This window comes from Subtercola sp. RTI3, assembly GCF_035018625.1.
Taxonomy (GTDB): Bacteria; Actinomycetota; Actinomycetes; order Actinomycetales; family Microbacteriaceae; genus Subtercola; species Subtercola vilae.
This window is the reverse complement of sequence record NZ_JASJXO010000028.1, coordinates 24,365-43,929: the sequence shown is the minus strand read 5'-3', so window position 1 is coordinate 43,929 and position 19,565 is coordinate 24,365. Positions and strand designations below refer to the sequence as shown.

Below are 19,565 nucleotides of genomic sequence, written 5' to 3'. Positions count from 1 at the left end.
ACGTCTTCAACCGACGGGCATGCAGCTCTTTCGACTTCGGGCCGGGCAGCTCGGTGACGATCCCACCCACCCACGACGACTTCCTGCGTGCGGTGGTGCTTGAGCTTGACCCACGAATGGGAACGGCGCCCCGGGCCGTAGCTGCCGTCATGCTTCTTCGCCACAACACCCTCGAGGCCGAGCTGTTTGCTGCTGGCGAAGGCGGCATCGAAGTCTCCGGCAAACGCTGCTGGCACCACAACGAGTGAGCGGGCATCCGGAGTCACGGTGCTCTCGAGAAGGGCGCGGCGGGAATCGTACGTCTCACGCACCAGCGAGCGGCCGTCGAGGTGCACGATGTCGAACAGCACGAGGTGCACCGTGACGGCCGCGACGGCCCGCTTCACGTCGGCCTCGCCCTGCAGGTTCATGCGCTGCTGCAGGCGGCTGAAGCTGGGGCGGCCAGAGGGGTCGAACGCGACGATCTCACCGTCGACAACGGCTTCGTGCGAACCGAGGGCCGCGGCCAGCGGCACCGCCAGGTCGGGATACTGCGCCGTGATGTCGTGGCCGTTGCGGCTGGCGAGCCGCACACCGCGGGAGTCGAGCGTGGCGATGGCACGAATGCCGTCCCACTTCATTTCGTACGCCCAGTCGTCGGCGTCGGAGTGATCGGCGAAGTCGGCCGCCGCTCCCAGGGTGGCAAGCATGGGGGCGATCGGCTTCGCGGGCGTGTCTGCTGCCGCGAGCGCGGCGTTCAGGGCGGGCGCCTCGTCGTCGGGCTGCGGCGGGAGGTGCGCGTGGCGCTTCTCGCTCGCGGCGCTGTACTGGGGCTGCATCAGGTGGATCAACCAATTCTGCTCAGCCTTCGCGCCTTTACCGCTGCCGGTGTGGATGAGAGCGAACTTGCGATCGCCGCCGAGCCCGCCGGCCTTCGTGCCGTGCAGGGTGGCGATGATCTCGCGCCCGTCGCGCCACTTTTCGAGGTCGTAGGTTCCGGCATCCCAGATCTCGACCGTGCCGCCACCGTATTCATCCTTCGGGATCGTGCCCTCGAACGAGCCGTACTCGAGCGGGTGGTCTTCGGTCTGCACCGCGAGGTGGTTCTGCCCCGACTTGGTGGGCGGCCCTTTCGGAATCGCCCACGAGACGAGCACCCCGTCGTGCTCGAGCCGAAAGTCGTAGTGCAGTCGGGAGGCGTCGTGCTTCTGAATGACGAAACTGTTGGTGGCGGTGGTGGCCGGCCGGGCATCCGGAACCGGCTCAGGCGTCTTCGACGCATCTCGCATACTGCGGTAGGTGTGCAGACGGTCGGGCTGCTGGGCGTCGGGTACCGAGCCATCGACAGCGGGAGAGGCAGCACGCTGCTCCCCCAGCTGCTCCCCCAGCCCCTCGGCCAGTGGGTCGCCCCGCCGCTTCACCCTCGCGAGCACTTCGGTGTAGTCGAGCTGCGCGAGCGACGCCGACGCGAGCTCCCGCCACGTTCGCGGCGCCGCAACCGTCGGCCGCGAACGCCCCCGCAACGAGTACGGCGCCACCGTGGTCTTCGCGGCGCTGTTCTGACTCCAGTCGACGAGCACGCGGCCGACCCTCAGCGACTTCTTCATGTCGCTGACGACGAGTTCGGGATGATCGGCCTCCAGTACCCGCGCCAGCTCATGCGCCACGGCCGAGACCTGCTCCGAGCTCTGCGAACCGTCGAGCGCCGCATACAAGTGGATGCCCTTGCTCCCGCTCGTGACCGGAAACGGTTCGAGCCCCATGCCCTGCAGAATGGTGCGCGCGAACCGAGCCACCTCGGCGCATTCCGGCAGCCCCACGCCGTCGCCGGGGTCGAGGTCGAGCACGAGCCGGTCGGGGTTCAACGCAGCACCGGCCCGGCCGAACCGCCACTGCGGAACATGCACCTCGAGCGCGGCGATCTGCGCGAGCCAGGTCAGCGTGGCGAGGTCGTTCACCAGCGGGTACTCGTTGTCGTGGTCGGAGTGCGCAATAGTACGCCGCTTCACCCAGCTGGGCGTGCCGTCGTCGAGGTTCTTCTGAAAGAACATCTGGCCGGGGTGCGCCTCGGTGCCTACGCCGTTCACCCAGCGCTTGCGGGTCGCGGCGCGATCGCGCACGTGAGGCAGCATCACGTCGGCGATGGCCGAGTAGTACTGCAGAACATCCGCCTTGGTGGTGCCGGTCTCGGGGTAGAGCACCTTCTCGAGGTGCGTCAGTTTCAGCCGATGCCCGCCGACGCTGACGACGACCTCATCGCCCGCGCCCGCACTGGCACCGGCACCGCTCTTCTTCGTGGCCGCCATGGGCCCATCATGCCGCTGCCGGTTGTCAAGTCTCTAGCCTCTTGACACGCCGCGGGTGAACACTGGGCTCATGAGATCCATTTGGAAGGGCGCCGTCACGTTCGGCCTGGTGAACGTGCCCGTGAAGGTCTACAGCGCGACAGAAGATCACGACATCGAGCTGCACCAGGTTCACGACAAAGATGGCGGGCGCATCCGGTACCAGCGACGCTGCGACATCTGCGGTGAGGTCGTGACGTACGACCACATCGAGAAGGCCTACGACGATGGCGACAAGACGGTGATCATCACGCCCGACGATCTTCTGTCGCTGCCGGCCGAGAAGAGCCGGGAGATCGACGTGGTGGAATTTGTTCCGAGCGACCAGGTCGACCCGATCCGGTTCGATCGCAGCTACTTTCTCGAACCCGACTCGAAGTCGTCGAAAGCTTACGTGCTGCTGCGGCGCACGCTCGAAGAGACCGACCGCACGGCCATCGTGCACTTCGCGTTGCGACAGAAGACACGGCTCGCGGCCCTGCGCGTGCACGGCGAAGTGCTGCTGCTGCAGACGCTGCTGTGGGATGACGAGGTGCGCGCCGCGAACTTCACGGCACTGGATGATCACCCACGCGTCTCGGCGAAAGAACTCGAGATGTCGGCTCGCCTTGTCGACTCGTATTCGACCGACTTCGCGCCCGACAAGTTCAGCGAAGACTATCAGGTGCAATTGCGTGAACTCATCGACGCGAAGCTCGCGAAGGGCGACTCGGTGAACACCGACGAGACGTTCGGTGAGGGCGACGAAGCCGGCAGCGGCGGCACCGACGAGAACGGCGGCGGCGAGGTTCTCGACCTCATGGAAGCGCTGCGGCAGAGTGTGGCGAAGAGTCGCGGGGCGAAGACCGGTTCGACGGAGGGTTCTTCGGCAGTTTCGTCGGCGCGTTCGCAGAGGAGTAAAAAAGGTGCCTAGTTGGTTGTCGCTCTAACGGTTTTCTCCCGGTTAACCTCACTACCCTGTGCATCGTGCCCCCCGAAAACAAGAAGACACTGACCGTCAAGCAAGAGCGAGAAGCGCGTCGCGCCGAGAAAGTCGAGGCGATGAAACGCGAGCAAGCCAAAGCTACTCGCAACCGCCGACTGCTTTTCGGCGGGGGGTTCGGGGCGATTGGCCTCATCATCGTGCTCGTGATCGTGTTTGTCGTCACCGGCGGAGGTTCGGCATCCGCTCCCGTAGCCACAAAAGCCGACGGGGTTCAGACTTTCACCGGGCTCACGCGCAATCATGTGACGGGCAGTGTCACCTACGCCCAGGTGCCACCGGTGGGCGGCAACCACGCGCCGGTGTGGCTGAACTGCGGCGTCTACGACCAGGCGGTTCCGAACGAGAACGCCGTGCACGATCTCGAACACGGCGCCGTGTGGGTCACCTACGACGCCACCCAGATCACCGGTGATACGCTGACGAAGCTGCGGGCAGAACTGCCGACCACCTACATTGTGCTGTCGCCGTATGTCGGCCTCCCCTCCCCCGTGGTGGCGTCGGCCTGGGGCGCTCAGATTCAGCTCACCGGCGTCGACGACACGCGCCTCGCCGACTTTCTGAAGACGTACTGGCAGTCGCCGAGCGCACCAGAGCCGGGCGCTGCCTGCACCGGCGGGGTGACTGCTCCCGGGCTGGTCTCGTGAGCCGGGCAGTAGACGGGTGGCGGATGCGCGTCGCGCTCGTTCTCGGAGCGGTGCTGCTGCTCGTGATCGGGCTGGTGGTGGGTCGGGTCACGACACCCGTGGTGACCTCGCCCAGTACGCTGAGCGCCGAGGCCGGGTTTGCCCGTGACATGCAAGTGCATCATCAGCAGGCGATCGACATGGCCCTGATCATCCGGGACCGCACGACCGACCCCGAGATTCGGCAGCTCGCCTACGACATCGCCACGTCGCAGGGCCAGCAGGCGGGGCAGATGTTCGCGTGGTTGAACCTCTGGGGGCTGCCACAGGTCTCACCTGTGCCCGCCATGACGTGGATGACCTTGCCTACGCTCGACCAATCGGCGGCCGGCCACGGGATGAACATGGGCACGGCAGCGGGCGCGACAGCGGTGGCGGGCGCGACGGCCGCTGCGAGCGCAGGCGCCTCGGCGCAAGCGGTCACCCCCGGGGCCGCCATGCCCGGGATGGCCACCTCAGCCGACCTCGCGAACCTGCAGACGCTCAGCGGAGTGCCGGCAGAGAAGCTGTTTCTCAGCCTCATGATCGCCCACCACCAGGGCGGGGTCGAGATGGCTGACGCGCTCGTGGCCCGCTCGACCAATTCAGACGTGCTGAGCCTCGCCAGCACCATCGTCACAGCCCAGACCAGCGAGATCGGCTACATGCAGCAGCTGCTCGCAGCTCGCGCCTGAGTCAGAGCCCTCCGAGGCGAACAGACGAACAACACGTAAACAGTGTGAAAACCCGCCTCGCCGGCTGCGACGCCCGACCGCGCATGACGCAGGATTTGGCAAGGGGCTGACATGCCGGTTCGGGGGTGATGCACTGTGATGATGATGATGGCTGCAGAGTGTTGGCGGGTGGAGCTTCGGGCTCGAACCCCGTGGGGGTGGCGCCGCGCCATCGGCTTGTCGCAGAGCCCCGCGTTCGACTTCTGCCGAGGCGCAACGGGCCTGTCTGACCTCATCTTCGTGTCGCTGGCCAACACGCGTGTCGCCCACATCGTGGCTGCCGGCGACGATGAGCAATCTGAGCGGATTCTCAGCACTGCGCGCCGGGAATTGCTGACGAGCTCGGCAGATGACTTCGCTCGCGAGTGGGGATTCCCCCCAGTCTCGTTCATGGAAGGCATTCGCAACCGCTGACCGTGGTTCCGTCTCTTTTCGGGGGCGGTTGTCTCTGCTTTGTAACCGATGGGGCGTCTGCCATTCATTCGGCGTTCGCCTTCGCTGAATAGGCTGTGATCGTGTTGAATGGCAACCCGACGCTGTCGGATATAGAACTACCCATCGCTGATGACGAGCAGGTCGAGTTTTGGACCAGCCACAATCGCTACGCACTGCGCAGCATTCAGGATGACTCGTGGCATCTGTTCAGGGTTGAGAACTCCGTTCAGCGCATCACGCATCATCTCCACGCTCGCGACAGGGAGTGGGTCGCCGCACCCACCGATGTGGGTCGAAACGTGCACGCCCCGAGCTGGCGGGATGCTCTTCGCCGCGTCGTGACCTAGCCTGCCGTGACGCGCTCGCTGAAACCTCGGTACACAGCGGTCTGCCGAGCAGCGATCGACTATTGCATGATGGTGGGCGCCGTGCAGTGCTACCGTAATCCCGAACGCGCTTCCCTAGACCCCGGCAGCCTGCCTTCGGAACAACTGCGGGGAGACGCATGCACACAGACACCACGGTGGCCACAGCGACGGTGAAGCCGCTGCCCGAGCACCTGGTTCGCCTGCCCGAAGATTGTTTCTGTCCCGAGGCGTGCCACGCCTTGGCATTGTTCGGGCATTCGCCCGACCCAGATCTTCGATTCAGCGAGGCCGCACTTCGCCGCTTCGGGCGACCGCGGCCTTCACTCAGTTTCGCCTCGGGTTCTTCGCTCGCACCATCGGGCATGCGGGTCTCATTCGACACACGCAGCTTTACTCGCCTCGAGGTGTTCTACGAACAGCCACGAAAGCGCTCCCGTGCACCAGCTGCGTCGATTCGTACCAGCCGCGTTCCTCAGCCGGTCGATGACGCGGCGTTTGCCGACCCGGGCCGATCGACTCTCACCGAGCATGCCGTCAGTTATCTCATTCGCAACGACATGCTCCCCATGAGGGTTCCTTCGCAGAGCGATCATCTCGACGCCTGGCACCGCGAGGTTCACCGGGCGACACACTATGTGTCTGACATGCGTCGCCGCGACAGCCACCTTGTGATCGACGGTGTCGAGCACCCCGTCACCCGAATCGAAGACCCGTTCGGCCGATGGGCTGCGGTCGTTTTCGAATACGGCCCCCACCGGGTCAGTATTGCCGGGGCATCACCTTTTCTTCGCCAGAATCTTCTGTCGATCAGCTCACGCCCACAATCGAATCGAGGAAATCTGTGAAGACGGTGGCGGTGTACAGCACAAAAGGCGGGGTCGGTAAGACGACGACGGCCGTGAACCTGGCATGGGAAGCATCTCAGGATTTTCGTGTTCTGCTGTGGGACCTCGACCCTCAGGGTGCCGCCACATTTCTCCTGCAGGTGAAGCCGAAGCTGAAGGGCGGCGTCGACGCGCTCATCGGCGGCAAGACCGGTGCCGCGAAGGCGATCAGGTCGACACGCTATGAGCGACTGGATGTTCTCCCCGCCGATGCGAGTTACCGCGACCTCGACCTGGTCTTCGATCACAACAAGAACTCGGTCGAACGCATAGCGAAGCTGCTCGAAACGATCTCATCTGACTACGACGTGGTCATCCTCGACTGCCCGCCCGGCTCGTCTCTGGTCGCAGAGAATGCTCTGCACGCCGCAGAGCTGATCGTGGTGCCCCTGGTGCCGTCGCCACTGTCGCTGCGATCGTTGGAGCAGGTCACAGAGTTCGTCTCGGAGTCGGCCAGCGCGCCGCAGGTCGTGGGCTTCCTGTCGATGGTCGATCGCCGAAAGACGTTGCACCGCGCCGCCGTCAGAGATCTTCCCCGGTCTTCTTCGACTGTCACCAACATTGTGGTTCCCAGCAGCGTCGTCATCGAACGGATGGGCACCGAACGCGCACCCGTCGGGGTCTATGCGCCCCGAACAGAAGCGGCGCACGCCTACAGCGAGCTGTGGGTGCGCGTGCAGTCGAGCATCAAGGCGAAGCAACGAAAACATCGCCACTGATCAGCTCTGGATGCCCATCCTTCGTTCATCTCCTGCTCACTTCACTCGTGAAGACTCTGTCTCATGATTGCAATGACGGGCACACTCCGCACGGCTGATGCGGTACACGCTATTCCCGAGCTGGGGCAGACCCTCCGCCGAAACTACGAGCACATCTTGCTTCACACCGGGCAGATGCTCGTTGTCTTTCCGACGGTCGGAACAGTGCTGGTCACCGAGCAGACCCAGAAGATGAAATTCGATCTCGTCGCAGACTCCCGCATCGTCATCACGACCCGCATCAGCGCCCTCGAAACAGATCTCGCGAAACGCGCACCCGGTCAGACGCTTCGCCTGGAGTGGTGCCATTCTGGCGCAGTACCGGTACCGTTTCGCTGACGTCAGCGTTTTCGGGCCGGGTCAGTTCTGGGTTTCGTTCTCACCCTGCTCGTACACGGTCGACGCCGATCCGATGATCTTCGCGTCGGGCTCGCCGACGATCGCGTGGTCTTTGTTCGCGTAGTCGAACAGCGAGAGCACGTGCCGCATCGCTTCGAGCCGGGCTCGTTTCTTGTCGTTGCTCTTCACCACCGTCCACGGCGCCGCAGTGGTGTCGGTCTTCTCGAACATGGCCTCCTTGGCTGCCGTGTATGTGGCCCACTTGTCGAGCGACGCGATATCCATCGGCGACAGCTTCCACTGCCGTACCGGGTCGACCTGCCTGATGGCGAACCGGGTGCGCTGCTCATCTGCAGAAACCGAGAACCAGAACTTCACCAGGTCGATACCGTCGCCGACCAGCATCTGCTCGAACAGCGGCGTCTGCCGAATGAACTCGTCGTACTGATCGTCAGTGCAGAAACCCATCACGCGTTCGACGCCGGCCCGGTTGTACCACGAGCGGTCGAACAGAACGATCTCGCCCGCGGCCGGAAGATGCTGCACGTAGCGCTGAAAATACCATTGCGTCTGCTCGCGCTCGCTCGGCCTCTCCAACGCCACCGTGCGGGCACCCCGCGGATTCAGGTGCTCCATGAACCTCTTGATCGTGCCGCCCTTACCCGCGGCATCCCGGCCTTCGAACACCACGACGACGCGGCGCCCCTCTGACTTGACCCAGTTCTGAAGCTTCAGCAATTCGATCTGCAGCAAGCGTTTGTCGAGCTCGTACTCGGCACGATCCATGCGTGCGTTGTACGGGTACCCCTCCCGCCACGTGTCGACTACTGCACCGTCGCGTGCGACCAGCACGGGGTCATCGTCGTCATCGTCGACAACCGTGTACCCGAGCACATCGTCGAGTTCGGGGGCCGCCGAGAAGAAGTAGTCGTTGTCAGTCACGATTGGGCATCATAAGCGGCCAAGACAACCAGAACATGAACAGCGAGGGTTGACTGTGAGAACCGCGAGACGACGCCCCGCCCCTCCCCTCAGCGCCGGCCTGCCAGGCGCAAACGGATCGCCCGATAGATCGCCCCGACGAAGACCACGATGACGCCCGCGAGTACGGCGCCCGGCGGCAGTGTCACGACGAGCGCAACACAGCCCAACCCGCCGAGAACCTGCAGCGCCCGCGGGTACCGACGGCTGGTCTGAGTGAACGCAGCCACATTGGCGACGAGATAGTAGAGCAGCACCCCGAACGACGAGAATCCGATAACCGCTCGCACGTCGACCGTGAGCACGAGCACGCACACCGCGAGACCCAGAGCCAATTCGGCGCGATGGGGCACCCTGAATTGTGGATGCACCGCGGCGAACCAGTGCGGCAGATCATGATTTCGCGCCATGGCGAGACTCGTGCGGCCGATTCCGGTAATCAACGCCAGAAGCGCCCCGAGAGCGGCAATGGCTGCACCGACTCGCACGATGGGGGTCGCCCAGAACCACCCGCTCGCTGTCACGACGTCGACCAGCGGCGCGGCAGCCGACGCAAGCTGCTGGGGGCCGAGAGTGAGTAGTGCGACCACCGCGACCACGGCGTAGACGACGAGGGTGCCCGACAGTGCAAGCAGAATCGCTCGCGGAATTGTGACGCTGGGATTCTTCACCTCTTCGCCAAGAGTGGCAATACGGGCGTACCCGGCGAACGCGAAAAAAAGCAAGCCAGCCGACTGCAGCACTCCGTACCAGCCGCCCGCGCCAACGTTCGCTGTCAGATCACGCAGTGGTTCTGCGTCTGTGGCCAACCCGGCGAGACCAGAGACGACGATCAGGGCCAACACGGCCAGCACGAAGATGACAATGATGCGGGTGAGCTGCGCCGTGCGAGTGATACCGAAGTAGTTCACTGCCACGAGACCAAGAACCGCCAGAACGGCGACCGGCTTCTGCCACGACTCAGGAACGGCATAGGAGGCGAATGTCAGCGCCATCGCCGCGCAACTGGCCGTCTTGCCGATGACGAAGCTCCAGCCCGCCACGAACCCGGGCCACTCCCCCAGATGCTCCCGACCGTACACATACGTGCCACCCGACGCCGGATGCTCCGCAGCAAGTTGCGCTGACGACGTCGCATTGCAGAACGCGACAACCGCCGCTATCGCCAGCCCGATCAGAAGCCCGGCACCTGCGGCAGCAGCAGCCGGCGCAAACGAGGCGAAAATGCCGGCACCGATCATTGATCCGAGGCCGATAGACACGGCGTCGGCTGTTCCCAGTCGTCGAACCAAGGCCGGGCCGCCGGAGCCCGAACCAGTCGTCACTTCACACTCGAATGCACGGGCCGAACGTTACCATCCGAACAAAGACAGGCCGCTGAAACGACAAAAGGCCCGGCCTGGGGGCCGAGCCTTTTGTCTTCTTGTTGCGGGGACAGGATTTGAACCTGCGACCTCTGGGTTATGAGCCCAGCGAGCTACCGAACTGCTCCACCCCGCGGCACAAGATGTAACACTACCAGAGGTTTTGCGTGCTCGTTACCATCCGGGCCTATTGGGCGCCCGAAGCTGCGATTGCGGCGGCCACAGCGTCTTTCAGCTGCTGGTCGGCGACGCCGTACGCTGTCCAGTCAGCGGCCTGAAGTGCCGCTGTGCGAGCCGTCAGCGCGGTCTGGGCGTCGCTGAGGGCCTTCTGGAGGGCCGCATTGTTCCCCGACGGAGTCGTGGTGGTGCCGCCGGTCGATGGCGTCGTAGGCGTCGTTGTGGTGGGGGTACCGCTGTCGCCGGCGGTCGCCCCGGAGTTTCCGCCGAAGAGATCGTCGAGTGCAGCATCCAGAGTGTCTTCGAAGGCGATCTTGTTACCGAAGCCGACGAGAATCTTCTGCAGCAGCGGGTAACTGGTCTCGCCACGCGACTCGACGTAGACCGGTTGCACGTAGAGCAGCCCGCCGCCCACCGGCAGGGTGAGCAGGTTTCCGCTCAGCACCTGGGTCGAGCCCTGTTTCAGAAGATTCAGAGCACCCGAGACGGTCGGGTCGGCGTTGAACTTGTTCTGTACCTGCCCGGGGCCTGGAACCGTGGCGTCTTTGGGCAGAGTAAGCAGCCTCAGCTTGCCGAAGTCGGCAGACTTCACCCCTGCCGTGTTTCCCGCGTTCGAGTCGACCGCCAGATACCCGTTCAGACTCTTGCTCGTGTCATCCCCTGTGAGGGGTATGAAAGTCGAGTACAGCGAGTACTCGGGCTGGTCTTGCCCGGGTACCTGCATCGTGAGGTAGTACGGCGGTTGCAGCGTGGGGTTCGCGGCCGTCGAAATCGGGTCGTTCGGCGTGGTCCAGGCGTCTTCGCGCGAGTAGAACGAACCCGAGTCAGTGACGTGGTATTGCCCGAGAATGGCCCGCTGCACCTTGAACAGGTCGGCCGGGTAGCGCACGTGCGCAATGAGCTGTGCACTCATGTCGCTCATCGGCTTGACCGTGGCCGGGAAGATCTTCTCCCATGTCTGCAGAATGGGGTCGGTGGCATCCCACGCGTAGAGGGTCACCTTGCCGTCGTAGGCGTCGACCGTGGCCTTCACCGAATTGCGAATGTAGTTGATGTTGTTGTCGACGGCGTACCCCGGCTTCGGCGTGTACGTGTCGGCAATCGCCGCGCTCAGCCCCTCTGTCTTCGAGTACGGGTAGTTCGACGACGTGGTGTACCCGTCGACGATCCACACGACGTGCCCGTCGACCACCGATGCGTACGGGTCGGAGTCGATCGTCAGGTACGGCGCCACCTTCGACACACGTGTCGCCGGGTCTCGGTCGTACAGAATCTGCGAGTTGCTGTTCACCGCCTCAGACAGGAAGATCTGCTCCGACTGAAACTTCAGCGCGTACGCGAGCCTGTTGAACACGTTGTCGAGCTTCGGGCCGCCGTCACCCGAGAAGGTCGTGTAGGTCTGGGATGCCCCCCCGGTGCCCGACGGGTAGTCGAGCTCTGTCGGGCTGGTGCCCGCTGCGGCGCCCACAATCGAGTAATCGGGCGAATTCTCGCCGAAGTAGATGCGCGGTTCGTAGTCGCCGAGCACACCGGTCGACGGGATGCCCGATTCTGAGAACACCGGCTGCCCGTCTGCCGAGCGCTGGTTGCCGTAGGCGGCGACCACCCCGTATCCGTGCGTGTACACAATGGTCTGGTTGTACCAGCTCGCCGACGTGCCCAGCTGGTTCAGGTTCAGGTCTCGAACGCTGGTGACCATGTCTTGGGTCTTGCCGTCGATGGTGTAGCGATCGACGTTCAGTGCCTTCGGAAACTGGTAGTACTGCCTGAACTGCTGCAGCGCCGCGAACGTGCCGCTCACGAGCGCTGGGTCGAGAATGCGGATGTTCGACGTCGTCGCCGCGTCGGCACGAAGCGCGCCGGGCTCGGCCGTCGTGGTGGCGTTGTAGGGAATCACGTCGACGTTGCTGACGCCGTACGCGTCGCGCGTCAGGTCGATGTTGCGCTGGATGTACGGCGCCTCGAGGCTTCTCTCCGACGGCGCGACCTGGAAGCGCTGCACCACCCACGGGTAGAGCGAACCGAGTACCAGTCCGCTGACGATGAGCAGCGCGGTGCCGATCACGGGCAGGCGCCAGCGGCCGATGAAGGCCGCAAGGAGAAAGAGAACGGCCACGATGATGGCGATGCCCGCGAGAATCTGCAGTCCCGGGATGGTCGCATTCACGTCGGCATACGATGCGCCGGTGATCAGACCGCCGCTGTTCGACAGTGTGGCGAACTGGTCGAGCCAGATGCTCACGGCCTGCAGCAGCAGGTAGATTCCGGCGATGACGGCAATCTGCACGCGGGCGGTCTTCGACACGCGAACCTCTCGCTGGCCGAACCGGATGGCGCCGTACAGGTAGCTCGTGGCGACGGCGGCGATGCCGGCGATCAGCACGACGGCCGAAGCGAAGCCCACCACACCCTGCCAGAACGGCAGGTCGTACACGTAGAACGAGATGTCGAGGTTGAACTGCGGGTCGGTGCGCCCGAACGACGTGCGGTTCAGATACATCAGGGCGACCTGCCAGCGCGACGCGCTCGAGACGCCCGCGAACAGGCCGAGCACAGCCGGAATACCGAAGGCGGCGAGGCGGCGCAGCGGCTCGACGACCTGTTGGTACCGGTCGAGTTGCGAGTTCAGCTTCGCGTAGACCGGCCGAAGACGAAACGCGATCTCGATGCTCGCGAACACCGGGATGGCCATCGCGAAGAAGCCGATGAAGAACATCACCAGGCCGGCGATCCACTGTGTGGTGAGCACACTCAGGAAGCCGAGCTGGTCGAACCAGAGCACTTCGGTGTACAGGTTGGTGAAGACGAAGAACAGAATCGCGAGAACGGCGATGACCGCTATGGCGATCGCGATGACGGTTCGCGATCTTCTTGCGGGCTTCTGGGCTGTTGTAGAAGTCACGGTAAGCCTCTTGTGTTAGCTGTGGGTGTTCGCCCAATCTTAGACAGCCCACGCTGAGAACCCGCTGTCGGCAGCTATTTCGTAGCGGCCTGAACCGAATCGCAGGTCGGCGGAGACCCCGTGTCGCTGCCCGACGAGATGTCGGTGAGCGCGGTGATCGAATCGGTGAGGGTGCTCACAGCAAAAACGGTCAGCCCACTCGGAACGTGCCCCACGACCTCGTCGCAGTTCGAAGCCGGCGCGAGAAAATAGGTTGCCCCGCTCTGCTCGGCCCCGTACAGCTTCTGGCGGATGCCCCCAATGGCCCCCACCGTGCCATCGGCGCTGATCGTACCGGTGCCGGCCACCTTCTGCCCGCCGGTGAGATCGCCGGGGGTCAGCTGGTCGATGATGCCGAGTGCGAACATCATTCCCGCGCTCGGGCCACCCACGTTGTCGAGCTGAATATTCACGGTGAACGGAAACTGGTACGCCGCCGCTGCGGCGATACCGAGAAGAATCGTGCCGTCAGAGGCCTTCTGCGGCGTGATCTGCACGGTCTGCTGGGCGCCCGACCGCGTGATGACGAGCGTGGCCGGTGCGGCATCCCCGTTGGCCGTCACGGCCGCGCGCAGAGTGTCGACGCTGGTCACTGCAACGCTATTGACAGAATCGATGGTGTCACCGGCTTTCAGGATGTTCGTGGCCGGCGCGTCTGTAGCGACCTGTGCAACCGAAACCGTCGTGGTGAAAGCCGTGCCCATCTTGGTGAGCGCCGCGGCGATCGCCTCCTGCTGGCTGTTGACCATCTGCGCCTGGTTCTGCTGGTCTTGCTGCTCGACAGTGACCGTCGGCGGGTAGATCGATGCGACGGGAACCACCGCGCGGCTCTGGTCGAACCACGCCCCCACTATCTCTGCCCAGCTGGGCAGGCTTTCGGGGCTGCCCACGACCGAGACCGTGAGCATGTCGAGCGCACCCGAGGTGGGATAGGTGGTGGCGCCCGAGATGGAGATGAGCGGCACCTGGGTTCCGTCGTGGTCGCTGGTGCCGAGGGTGTTGAACACCGGCCCGGGCTGCTCGATGACATACGGCGAAGGAATGAAGCTCATCCCGAGCGCAAGCGCCAGCGCGGCGATGAGGCTGACCCAGCCGACTGTTCTGCGCTTCGAGCCGCGAGTGGATGCCCGTGCTGGCGCGGCTGGCGGTGCGGGCACAAGCACGGGCACTGGCTTCGCGGGCACGCCGGGCGTGGGCTGGTCGGTCTCGCTCACAAGAGCCTTTCACTGGCAGAAACGGAAGGGATCAGGCGTGTTCGCCACGGGCGCACGACCGAAGGGCCCAGCTTATGAGAAATCCCAGCTTCGAGAATGGGCCGGGGGCTAGCGTAGAACTCGATGCTGATAGGCATCATAGAAAGCGGTAAGACCGTGGGAGATGTGCGACCGTGAGTGACGAGCCAGACAAGAACCCCGAAGACGAATTCGCCGACATGCTGCGGCAGTTTCTGTCGGGCAACTCAGAGCTCGACCCGTCGAAGCTCGCGAGCGCGGCCGGGTTGCCCTCTGACCCCGCCGCGGTAGCCCAGCTCATGCAGCAGCTGCAGAACGCCATGCAGAACAGCGGCGACGGTGTCGACTGGAAGGTGGCACTCGATGCCGCCCAGCAGATCGCCGTACGCGAGACCTCGGTCAGCACGCCCGGCCAGCTGTCGGCCCTCGAGCAGGCGCTGCACGTCGCGGAACTCTGGCTCGACGAGGTGACCTACGTCGCCGAACTCGCCGCCACCCCCAAACTTCTCACCCGCAAAGAGTGGGTGACGGCAACGATGCCCGTGTGGAGCCAGGTTGCCGAGCCGGTCGCGCTCAGCATCGCCGATGCGCTCACCCGCGTGCTGAAAGACCAGGCTCCCGAAGAGCTGTCGGGCATGATGGCGAGCGCCAGCCAGTTGATGCGCAACATCGGCGGGGCACTCTTCGCCATGCAGCTCGGCCAGGTCGTCGGCCAGCTCTCCACCGAGGTCGTGTCGGGCGGTGACGTGGGCATCCCGCTCATGGGCGACCAGCAGGCGGCTCTCGTGCCCCAGAATCTCGCCGACTTCGGCGAGGGCCTCGACATTCCCGTCGACCAGGTGCAGCTGTACCTGTCGGTTCGCGAGATCGCGCACGCGCGCTTGTTCCGGCACGCCAAATGGCTGCGCCTGCACATGATCACTTCGATCACCGAGTTCGCCCGGGGCATCTCCATCGACACCGAGCGCCTCGAAGACCTCGCGTCGAGTTTCGACCCGTCGAACCCCGAAGAACTGCGCCAGGCCATGGTCAGCGGCGCGCTCATCCCGCCGAAGACCGAGGCACAGTTACAGGCCCTGGCTCGCCTCGAAACCACGCTCGCGCTGGTCGAGGGCTGGGTCGATGTGGTCACTGCCGCTGCTACCGTGCGGCTTCCCCGTCGCGACGCGGTGGCCGAGACGGTTCGCCGTCGACGCGCTACCGGCGGGCCGGCCGAGTCGGCCTTCTCCACGCTGGTGGGCCTTGAGCTACGCCCGCGGCGCCTCCGCGAGGCGGCGGCCATGTGGCAGGCCGTGACCGACGCAGTTGGCGCCGAGGGCCGCGACGCTCTGTGGTCGCACCCCGACGTCGTGCCGAGTTCTGACGACATCGACAACCCGCAGGCACTCGTTGCGCGGTTGCTCGCGGGCGAACCCGAGCCCGACGAGATGGATCTCGCGATCGCCGACTTCTTCCGCGCCGAAGAGGCCGGGCCCGTCGAGGGCGCGGCTGACGGGGCGATCGCCGACACCCTCGGCGATGCGCCGGCCGCTGAGACGAGTTCCGGTTCTGACCCTGACTCCGACCCGGCTGACCCCGACCCGGCTGATCGCGACTCGCGGGGCGACGACCGGCCCGATTCGGCGGCGCCGCCCGTCGTCTGACGCGGGTGAGTGGTGCGCGGGTGAGCGAAGCCGTGTTGGGTCGAGCGTGGCTGTGCTGCGCGAATCTGGGTTGTGGATAACTTTCTGAGCGATGCTCACCCAGCATGCATGATGGAGGTATGTTCACTCCTGCACTGCCCATTATTCTGAAACTCGACCCCCGCTATCCCGTCGTCTGGCGCTCCCCGACGGCCGTGCAGGTGGGTGTCGACCGCGCCACCGTACTGCTCGAGCACGTCACTGCGGCCGAAGAACGCATGTTGCACGCCCTCGGGCCGGGCGTCGGCCTCGATGGGCTCCGGATGATCGGCGAACGCGCCCGCGCAAGCCCCCGGGCCGTGGCGCGCTTTCTCGAGCGGGTCTCACCGGCACTCCTTGCGTCGCCCGGCCCCGTCTCTCGCCCGCTCACCGGCCAGCGCGTCCGCGTCATCGGATCCCTCTCGGCCTGCCGGCCCCTCCGCCAGCTTCTGGCACACCGTGGGGCTGAGCTCAGCGATGACGCCGGTGGAGCAGGTGACTCGGGCGACGCAGGTGAATCAGGCGACGCAGGCGACGCCGCGCCCATCGACCTTGCGGTTCTCGTGGCCGCGTGGGCAGTGCACCCGGCCGAGTCGGGGCGTTGGCTCCGCGCCGACATCGCTCATCTGCCCGTGGTGTTCGGCGACCGGGAGATTCGTATCGGGCCGCTCGTCGTGCCCGGGGCAGGCCCCTGCCTGCACTGCTGCGAGCGCGCGGCCATCGACGACGACCCGGCGTGGCCCGCCATAGCCGCTCAGCTGATGCGGCGCACCTCACCGCTCGACGAACCCTTCGCCATCGCCTCGATGCTTGCTCCGGCGGTGCGCGCCTGCATCGAAGCGATGGCAGGCAGCGCTCTCGAGGGCCGGGTACGTCACGTGCACCCCGATATCGGCCAGGTCAGCGAGAGCTGGCGGTTCGTGCATCCGGAGTGCGGCTGCCGAGCTCTGCCAGAAACCGGGAGGGCGCCCGAACCTGCGAGCGGCTCGCCCCCGTCTCGGCCCACGACAGCGCCAGGCGCTGGCGCGCCCGAGTGACCCCGACATAGAGCAGGCGTCGCTCTTCGTCGACCTGTTCGAGCGACGTGGCGTAGCTGATCGGCACGAGACCTTCGCTGAGGCCCAGCACGAACACCGTCGGCCACTCGAGCCCTTTCGCCGAGTGCAGCGTGGCGAGCGTGACGGCCGAGATGGTGGGTTCGTGCTGACCGGCCTGGCGTTCGAGCAACTCGTCGGTGAACACCCGGAAGGTGGTGCGCGGCGGCTGTTGTTCGGCGAGCCCCATGATGGCGTTCAGCGACTCCCACCGGTCACGGCCGGCACCGCGGCCTTCTGGCGGGCTCTGCGACCAGCCGAGCGAGCGCAGCACATCGCTCACCGACTTGAACAGCGGCTCGCCGGAGATCGAGACCGATGCGGCGCGCAACGACATCACGGCCTGCTTCACCTCGGGAAGGTCGAAGAAGCGCTGCGATCCGCGAATCTGGTAGGTCACCCCAGCCTCGGTCAGGGCTCCCTCGAGGGCTGCAGCCTGGGCGTTCATCCGATACAGCACGGCGATGTCTTCGGGTTTGGTGCCCTCGGTGATCAACCGCGCCACCGACGCGGCGACACCGCGCGCTTCGGCTGCTTCGGAGGGGTAGCCGGTGATGGCGGGCTCGAGGCCCCGCTCGATTCGACGGCCACCCTCGGGGGGCTCGGCGCCCTCCCCCGCCGCGCGCAGGTTGAGCGCGCCGGTGCGGCCGCGCATCAGCCGGTTCGCCGCATCGACAACTGCGGGGGTCGACCGGTAGTTCTGTTCCAGCCGCACCACCGTGGCGCTCGGATGCGCGGAGGCGAACGAGAGCAGAAAATCGGCTTTGGCGCCGGCGAACGAGTAGATGGTCTGGCTGGCATCACCGACCACGCAGAGGTCTTGACGGCTGCCGAGCCAGAGCGAGAGCAGGTGATGCTGAAGCGGCGCGACGTCTTGGTACTCGTCGACGACGAAGAACCGGTACTGCTCCCGTACCTGCATGGCCACCGAGGGTTCTGACTCGATCATGCCGGCCATCGACAGCAGCACATCTTCGAAGTCGAGCTGGCGTCGTTCGAGCTTGAGCGCCTCGTACCCGTTCTGAAGGTCGATCACCTGATCGACGCTCAGTGTGCCGGGCTGGCTGCGGGAACTCCGCGCGGCCACGGCATACGCGTCGACCGACATGTTCGAGATCTTGCGCCACTCGATCTCGGCAGCGAGGTCACGAAGCGAGGCAGTGTCGACCCGAAGTTTCAGGCCTTCGGCCACCTGCCCGAGCAACCGCGCCTTGCCTTCGAGCAGGCGCGGAACGTCGCCGCCCACCACCTGCGGCCAGAAGAAGTTGAGCTGCGCCAGAGCGGCACTGTGAAAGGTTCTGGCCGCCACACCGCCCGCGCCGAGCGGCCGCAGCCGCGAACGCAGCTCGGCCGCAGAACGGGCCGTGAAGGTGAGCGCCATGACCTTGTTCGGCGGGTACACACCGGTGGCGACACCGTACGCGATGCGGTGCGTGATGGCACGCGTCTTGCCGGTTCCGGCCCCCGCCAGCACACAGACCGGGCCGAGCAGCGTCTTCGCCACAACGCGCTGTTCGGCGTCGAGCGCCGAGAGCAGCGCCTCTGCTCCGGTTTCGGGCCCTGACCGGTCGTCGTCCAGCGCGCTCACCGAGACCGGCTGGGAATCGGGCCGCCGTACCAGTGCTCGAGAATCGCCCGCGCGATCGAAGCGGAGCCCGGCAGCAGAACACTCTGCTCGGGGTCGGCAAGGTCTTCGCGGCTGAACCAGCGAACATCCATGATCTCTTCGCCGTCAGGTAGCAGCGCGTCACCCGAGGTGGCCGGGTCGACACGCGCGAGAAAACCGCACATCAGCGAAGCGGGAAATGGCCAGGGCTGCGAGCCGAGGTACTGCGGCTCGAGAATGCGCACACCCGACTCTTCGAACACCTCACGAATGGCCGCTGCCTCGAGCGACTCCCCCGGTTCGACAAACCCGGCGAGAAGTGAGTAGCGGTTGGCCTCCCACAGCGCGTTCGAGCCGAGCAGTATGCGGTCGTGCTGGTCGACGATGCCCACGATGACGGCCGGGTCGGTGCGCGGAAAGATCTCGATGTCTTGAACCGGGCAGCGCCGCACCCAGCCTCCAGCCTCGGGAACCGTTTCGGCCCCACAGCGCGGGCAATGGGTGTGCGAACGGTGCCAGTTGAGCACACCGAGCGCCTCGGTGTAGGCGCCCGCATCGCGGTCGCTGAGTTCGACAGCAACGTTTCGCAGGTTCACCCAGTGCGTTTTGTCGGGGTCGAGGGCCAGCGCCGCCTCGTCAGAGAGAGTCACGGCGACCAGCCGGGTGCCGACGGGCTCTGCCGCATCGGTTGCCAGCGACAGACCGAGGTAGAGCTGTAACTCGACATCGGGCACGAGGGCAGCAGGTACGAATGCCAGCACCGGATGCTCAGAAGCACTGCCGCCCTCGCCCCGCGGCAACACGTCGCCCCAGTCGCTCGCACCCGCCTGCCCCGCGCTGAGCAGTGCCTGCCCGTCGTGAAGGGGAAGAACCCGTGTCGACTCGTCGGCCCACAGGCTCTCGAACAGGTTGGGTGTCAGCCGATAGGCATGATCGCGATCGATTTCATACCGTGACAGCGCGAGGGTGGGAAGCAAAGAAGAAGACATGGGTTGACCAATCGTGCGTGGCGAAAGCCGT

Annotated in this window: 16 protein-coding genes and 1 tRNA gene; 9 read left to right on the top strand and 8 right to left on the bottom strand. The window is 65.3% G+C overall.

Going from position 1 to position 19,565, the window contains the following annotated elements:
* Nucleotides 1-2,285: ATP-dependent DNA ligase (locus QN358_RS11630; RefSeq protein WP_323512441.1), on the bottom strand; the 2,285-nt coding region annotated here is incomplete at its 3' end.
* A 70-nt stretch (nucleotides 2,286-2,355) separates the two neighbouring features.
* On the opposite strand from QN358_RS11630, the gene QN358_RS11625 reads away from it, so the two are divergent.
* The 8 genes from QN358_RS11625 (at nucleotide 2,356) to QN358_RS11590 (ending at nucleotide 7,489) form a co-directional block, all read left to right on the top strand.
* On the top strand, nucleotides 2,356-3,237 hold the full coding sequence (locus QN358_RS11625; RefSeq protein ID WP_323512440.1) for a Ku protein: 882 nt from the start codon (nucleotides 2,356-2,358) through the stop codon (nucleotides 3,235-3,237).
* A gap of 53 nt (nucleotides 3,238-3,290) precedes the next feature.
* A complete protein-coding gene (locus tag QN358_RS11620; protein WP_237280335.1) occupies nucleotides 3,291-3,953 on the top strand; it encodes a DUF3105 domain-containing protein in 663 nt (220 codons plus the stop codon).
* Nucleotides 3,950-4,666, top strand: coding sequence for a DUF305 domain-containing protein (locus tag QN358_RS11615; RefSeq protein ID WP_237280336.1), 717 nt, complete (start codon nucleotides 3,950-3,952; stop codon nucleotides 4,664-4,666). The genes QN358_RS11620 and QN358_RS11615 overlap by 4 nt, the downstream gene beginning before the upstream one ends.
* 168 nt (nucleotides 4,667-4,834) lie before the next feature.
* The gene (locus QN358_RS11610) at nucleotides 4,835-5,119 is read left to right on the top strand and encodes a hypothetical protein (protein ID WP_136641995.1); all 285 of its coding nucleotides are present in this window, start codon (nucleotides 4,835-4,837) and stop codon (nucleotides 5,117-5,119) included.
* A gap of 101 nt (nucleotides 5,120-5,220) precedes the next feature.
* A complete protein-coding gene (locus QN358_RS11605) occupies nucleotides 5,221-5,487 on the top strand; it encodes a hypothetical protein (RefSeq protein ID WP_136641996.1) in 267 nt (88 codons plus the stop codon).
* A gap of 158 nt (nucleotides 5,488-5,645) precedes the next feature.
* The gene (locus QN358_RS11600) at nucleotides 5,646-6,353 is read left to right on the top strand and encodes a hypothetical protein (RefSeq protein WP_136641997.1); all 708 of its coding nucleotides are present in this window, start codon (nucleotides 5,646-5,648) and stop codon (nucleotides 6,351-6,353) included.
* 11 nt (nucleotides 6,354-6,364) lie between these two features.
* Nucleotides 6,365-7,111 carry a ParA family protein gene (locus QN358_RS11595; protein WP_201799271.1) on the top strand — a complete coding sequence of 249 codons (747 nt, stop codon included), beginning with the start codon at nucleotides 6,365-6,367 and terminating at the stop codon, nucleotides 7,109-7,111.
* A 63-nt stretch (nucleotides 7,112-7,174) separates the two neighbouring features.
* The gene (locus QN358_RS11590) at nucleotides 7,175-7,489 is read left to right on the top strand and encodes a hypothetical protein (RefSeq protein WP_323512439.1); all 315 of its coding nucleotides are present in this window, start codon (nucleotides 7,175-7,177) and stop codon (nucleotides 7,487-7,489) included.
* Nucleotides 7,490-7,510: 21 nt separating this feature from the next.
* Here the strand turns inward: QN358_RS11590 and ppk2 are convergent, their stop codons facing one another.
* The 5 genes from ppk2 to QN358_RS11565 all read right to left on the bottom strand — a co-directional run bounded on the left by ppk2 (nucleotide 7,511) and on the right by QN358_RS11565 (nucleotide 14,166).
* Entirely contained in the window at nucleotides 7,511-8,431 is a 921-nt protein-coding gene (gene ppk2 / locus QN358_RS11585; RefSeq protein ID WP_201799272.1) for a polyphosphate kinase 2, read from the bottom strand.
* A gap of 89 nt (nucleotides 8,432-8,520) precedes the next feature.
* A complete protein-coding gene (locus tag QN358_RS11580; protein WP_323512438.1) occupies nucleotides 8,521-9,795 on the bottom strand; it encodes an APC family permease in 1,275 nt (424 codons plus the stop codon).
* 101 nt (nucleotides 9,796-9,896) lie between these two features.
* Nucleotides 9,897-9,970 (bottom strand) — tRNA-Met (locus tag QN358_RS11575).
* Between the two features lie 51 nt (nucleotides 9,971-10,021).
* The gene (locus QN358_RS11570; protein WP_136642000.1) at nucleotides 10,022-12,913 is read right to left on the bottom strand and encodes a UPF0182 family protein; all 2,892 of its coding nucleotides are present in this window, start codon (nucleotides 12,911-12,913) and stop codon (nucleotides 10,022-10,024) included.
* 74 nt (nucleotides 12,914-12,987) lie between these two features.
* Nucleotides 12,988-14,166 (bottom strand): PDZ domain-containing protein, encoded by a 1,179-nt coding sequence (locus QN358_RS11565; RefSeq protein WP_323512437.1) that lies wholly within the window; start codon nucleotides 14,164-14,166, stop codon nucleotides 12,988-12,990.
* A 173-nt stretch (nucleotides 14,167-14,339) separates the two neighbouring features.
* On the opposite strand from QN358_RS11565, the gene QN358_RS11560 reads away from it, so the two are divergent.
* Complete coding sequence (locus QN358_RS11560) at nucleotides 14,340-15,827, top strand: zinc-dependent metalloprotease (RefSeq protein ID WP_201799273.1); 1,488 nt, start codon at nucleotides 14,340-14,342, stop codon at nucleotides 15,825-15,827.
* 918 nt (nucleotides 15,828-16,745) lie between these two features.
* Here the strand turns inward: QN358_RS11560 and QN358_RS11555 are convergent.
* Both QN358_RS11555 and nudC read right to left on the bottom strand, forming a co-directional pair.
* Entirely contained in the window at nucleotides 16,746-18,518 is a 1,773-nt protein-coding gene (locus QN358_RS11555; RefSeq protein WP_416351985.1) for an ATP-dependent helicase, read from the bottom strand.
* Nucleotides 18,519-18,523: 5 nt separating this feature from the next.
* Complete coding sequence (nudC, locus tag QN358_RS11550) at nucleotides 18,524-19,534, bottom strand: NAD(+) diphosphatase (RefSeq protein WP_136642002.1); 1,011 nt, start codon at nucleotides 19,532-19,534, stop codon at nucleotides 18,524-18,526.
* Between the last annotated feature and the right edge of the window lie 31 nt (nucleotides 19,535-19,565).

What these genes read in the sequence shown, in the direction of transcription:
- QN358_RS11625 (WP_323512440.1), top strand. Translation starts at nt 2,356, where the DNA reads ATGAGATCCATTTGGAAGGGCGCCGTCACGTTCGGCCTGGTGAACGTG.
- nudC (WP_136642002.1), bottom strand. Translation starts at nt 19,534, where the DNA reads ATGTCTTCTTCTTTGCTTCCCACCCTCGCGCTGTCACGGTATGAAATC.
- QN358_RS11600 (WP_136641997.1), top strand. Translation starts at nt 5,646, where the DNA reads ATGCACACAGACACCACGGTGGCCACAGCGACGGTGAAGCCGCTGCCC.
- QN358_RS11590 (WP_323512439.1), top strand. Translation starts at nt 7,175, where the DNA reads ATGATTGCAATGACGGGCACACTCCGCACGGCTGATGCGGTACACGCT.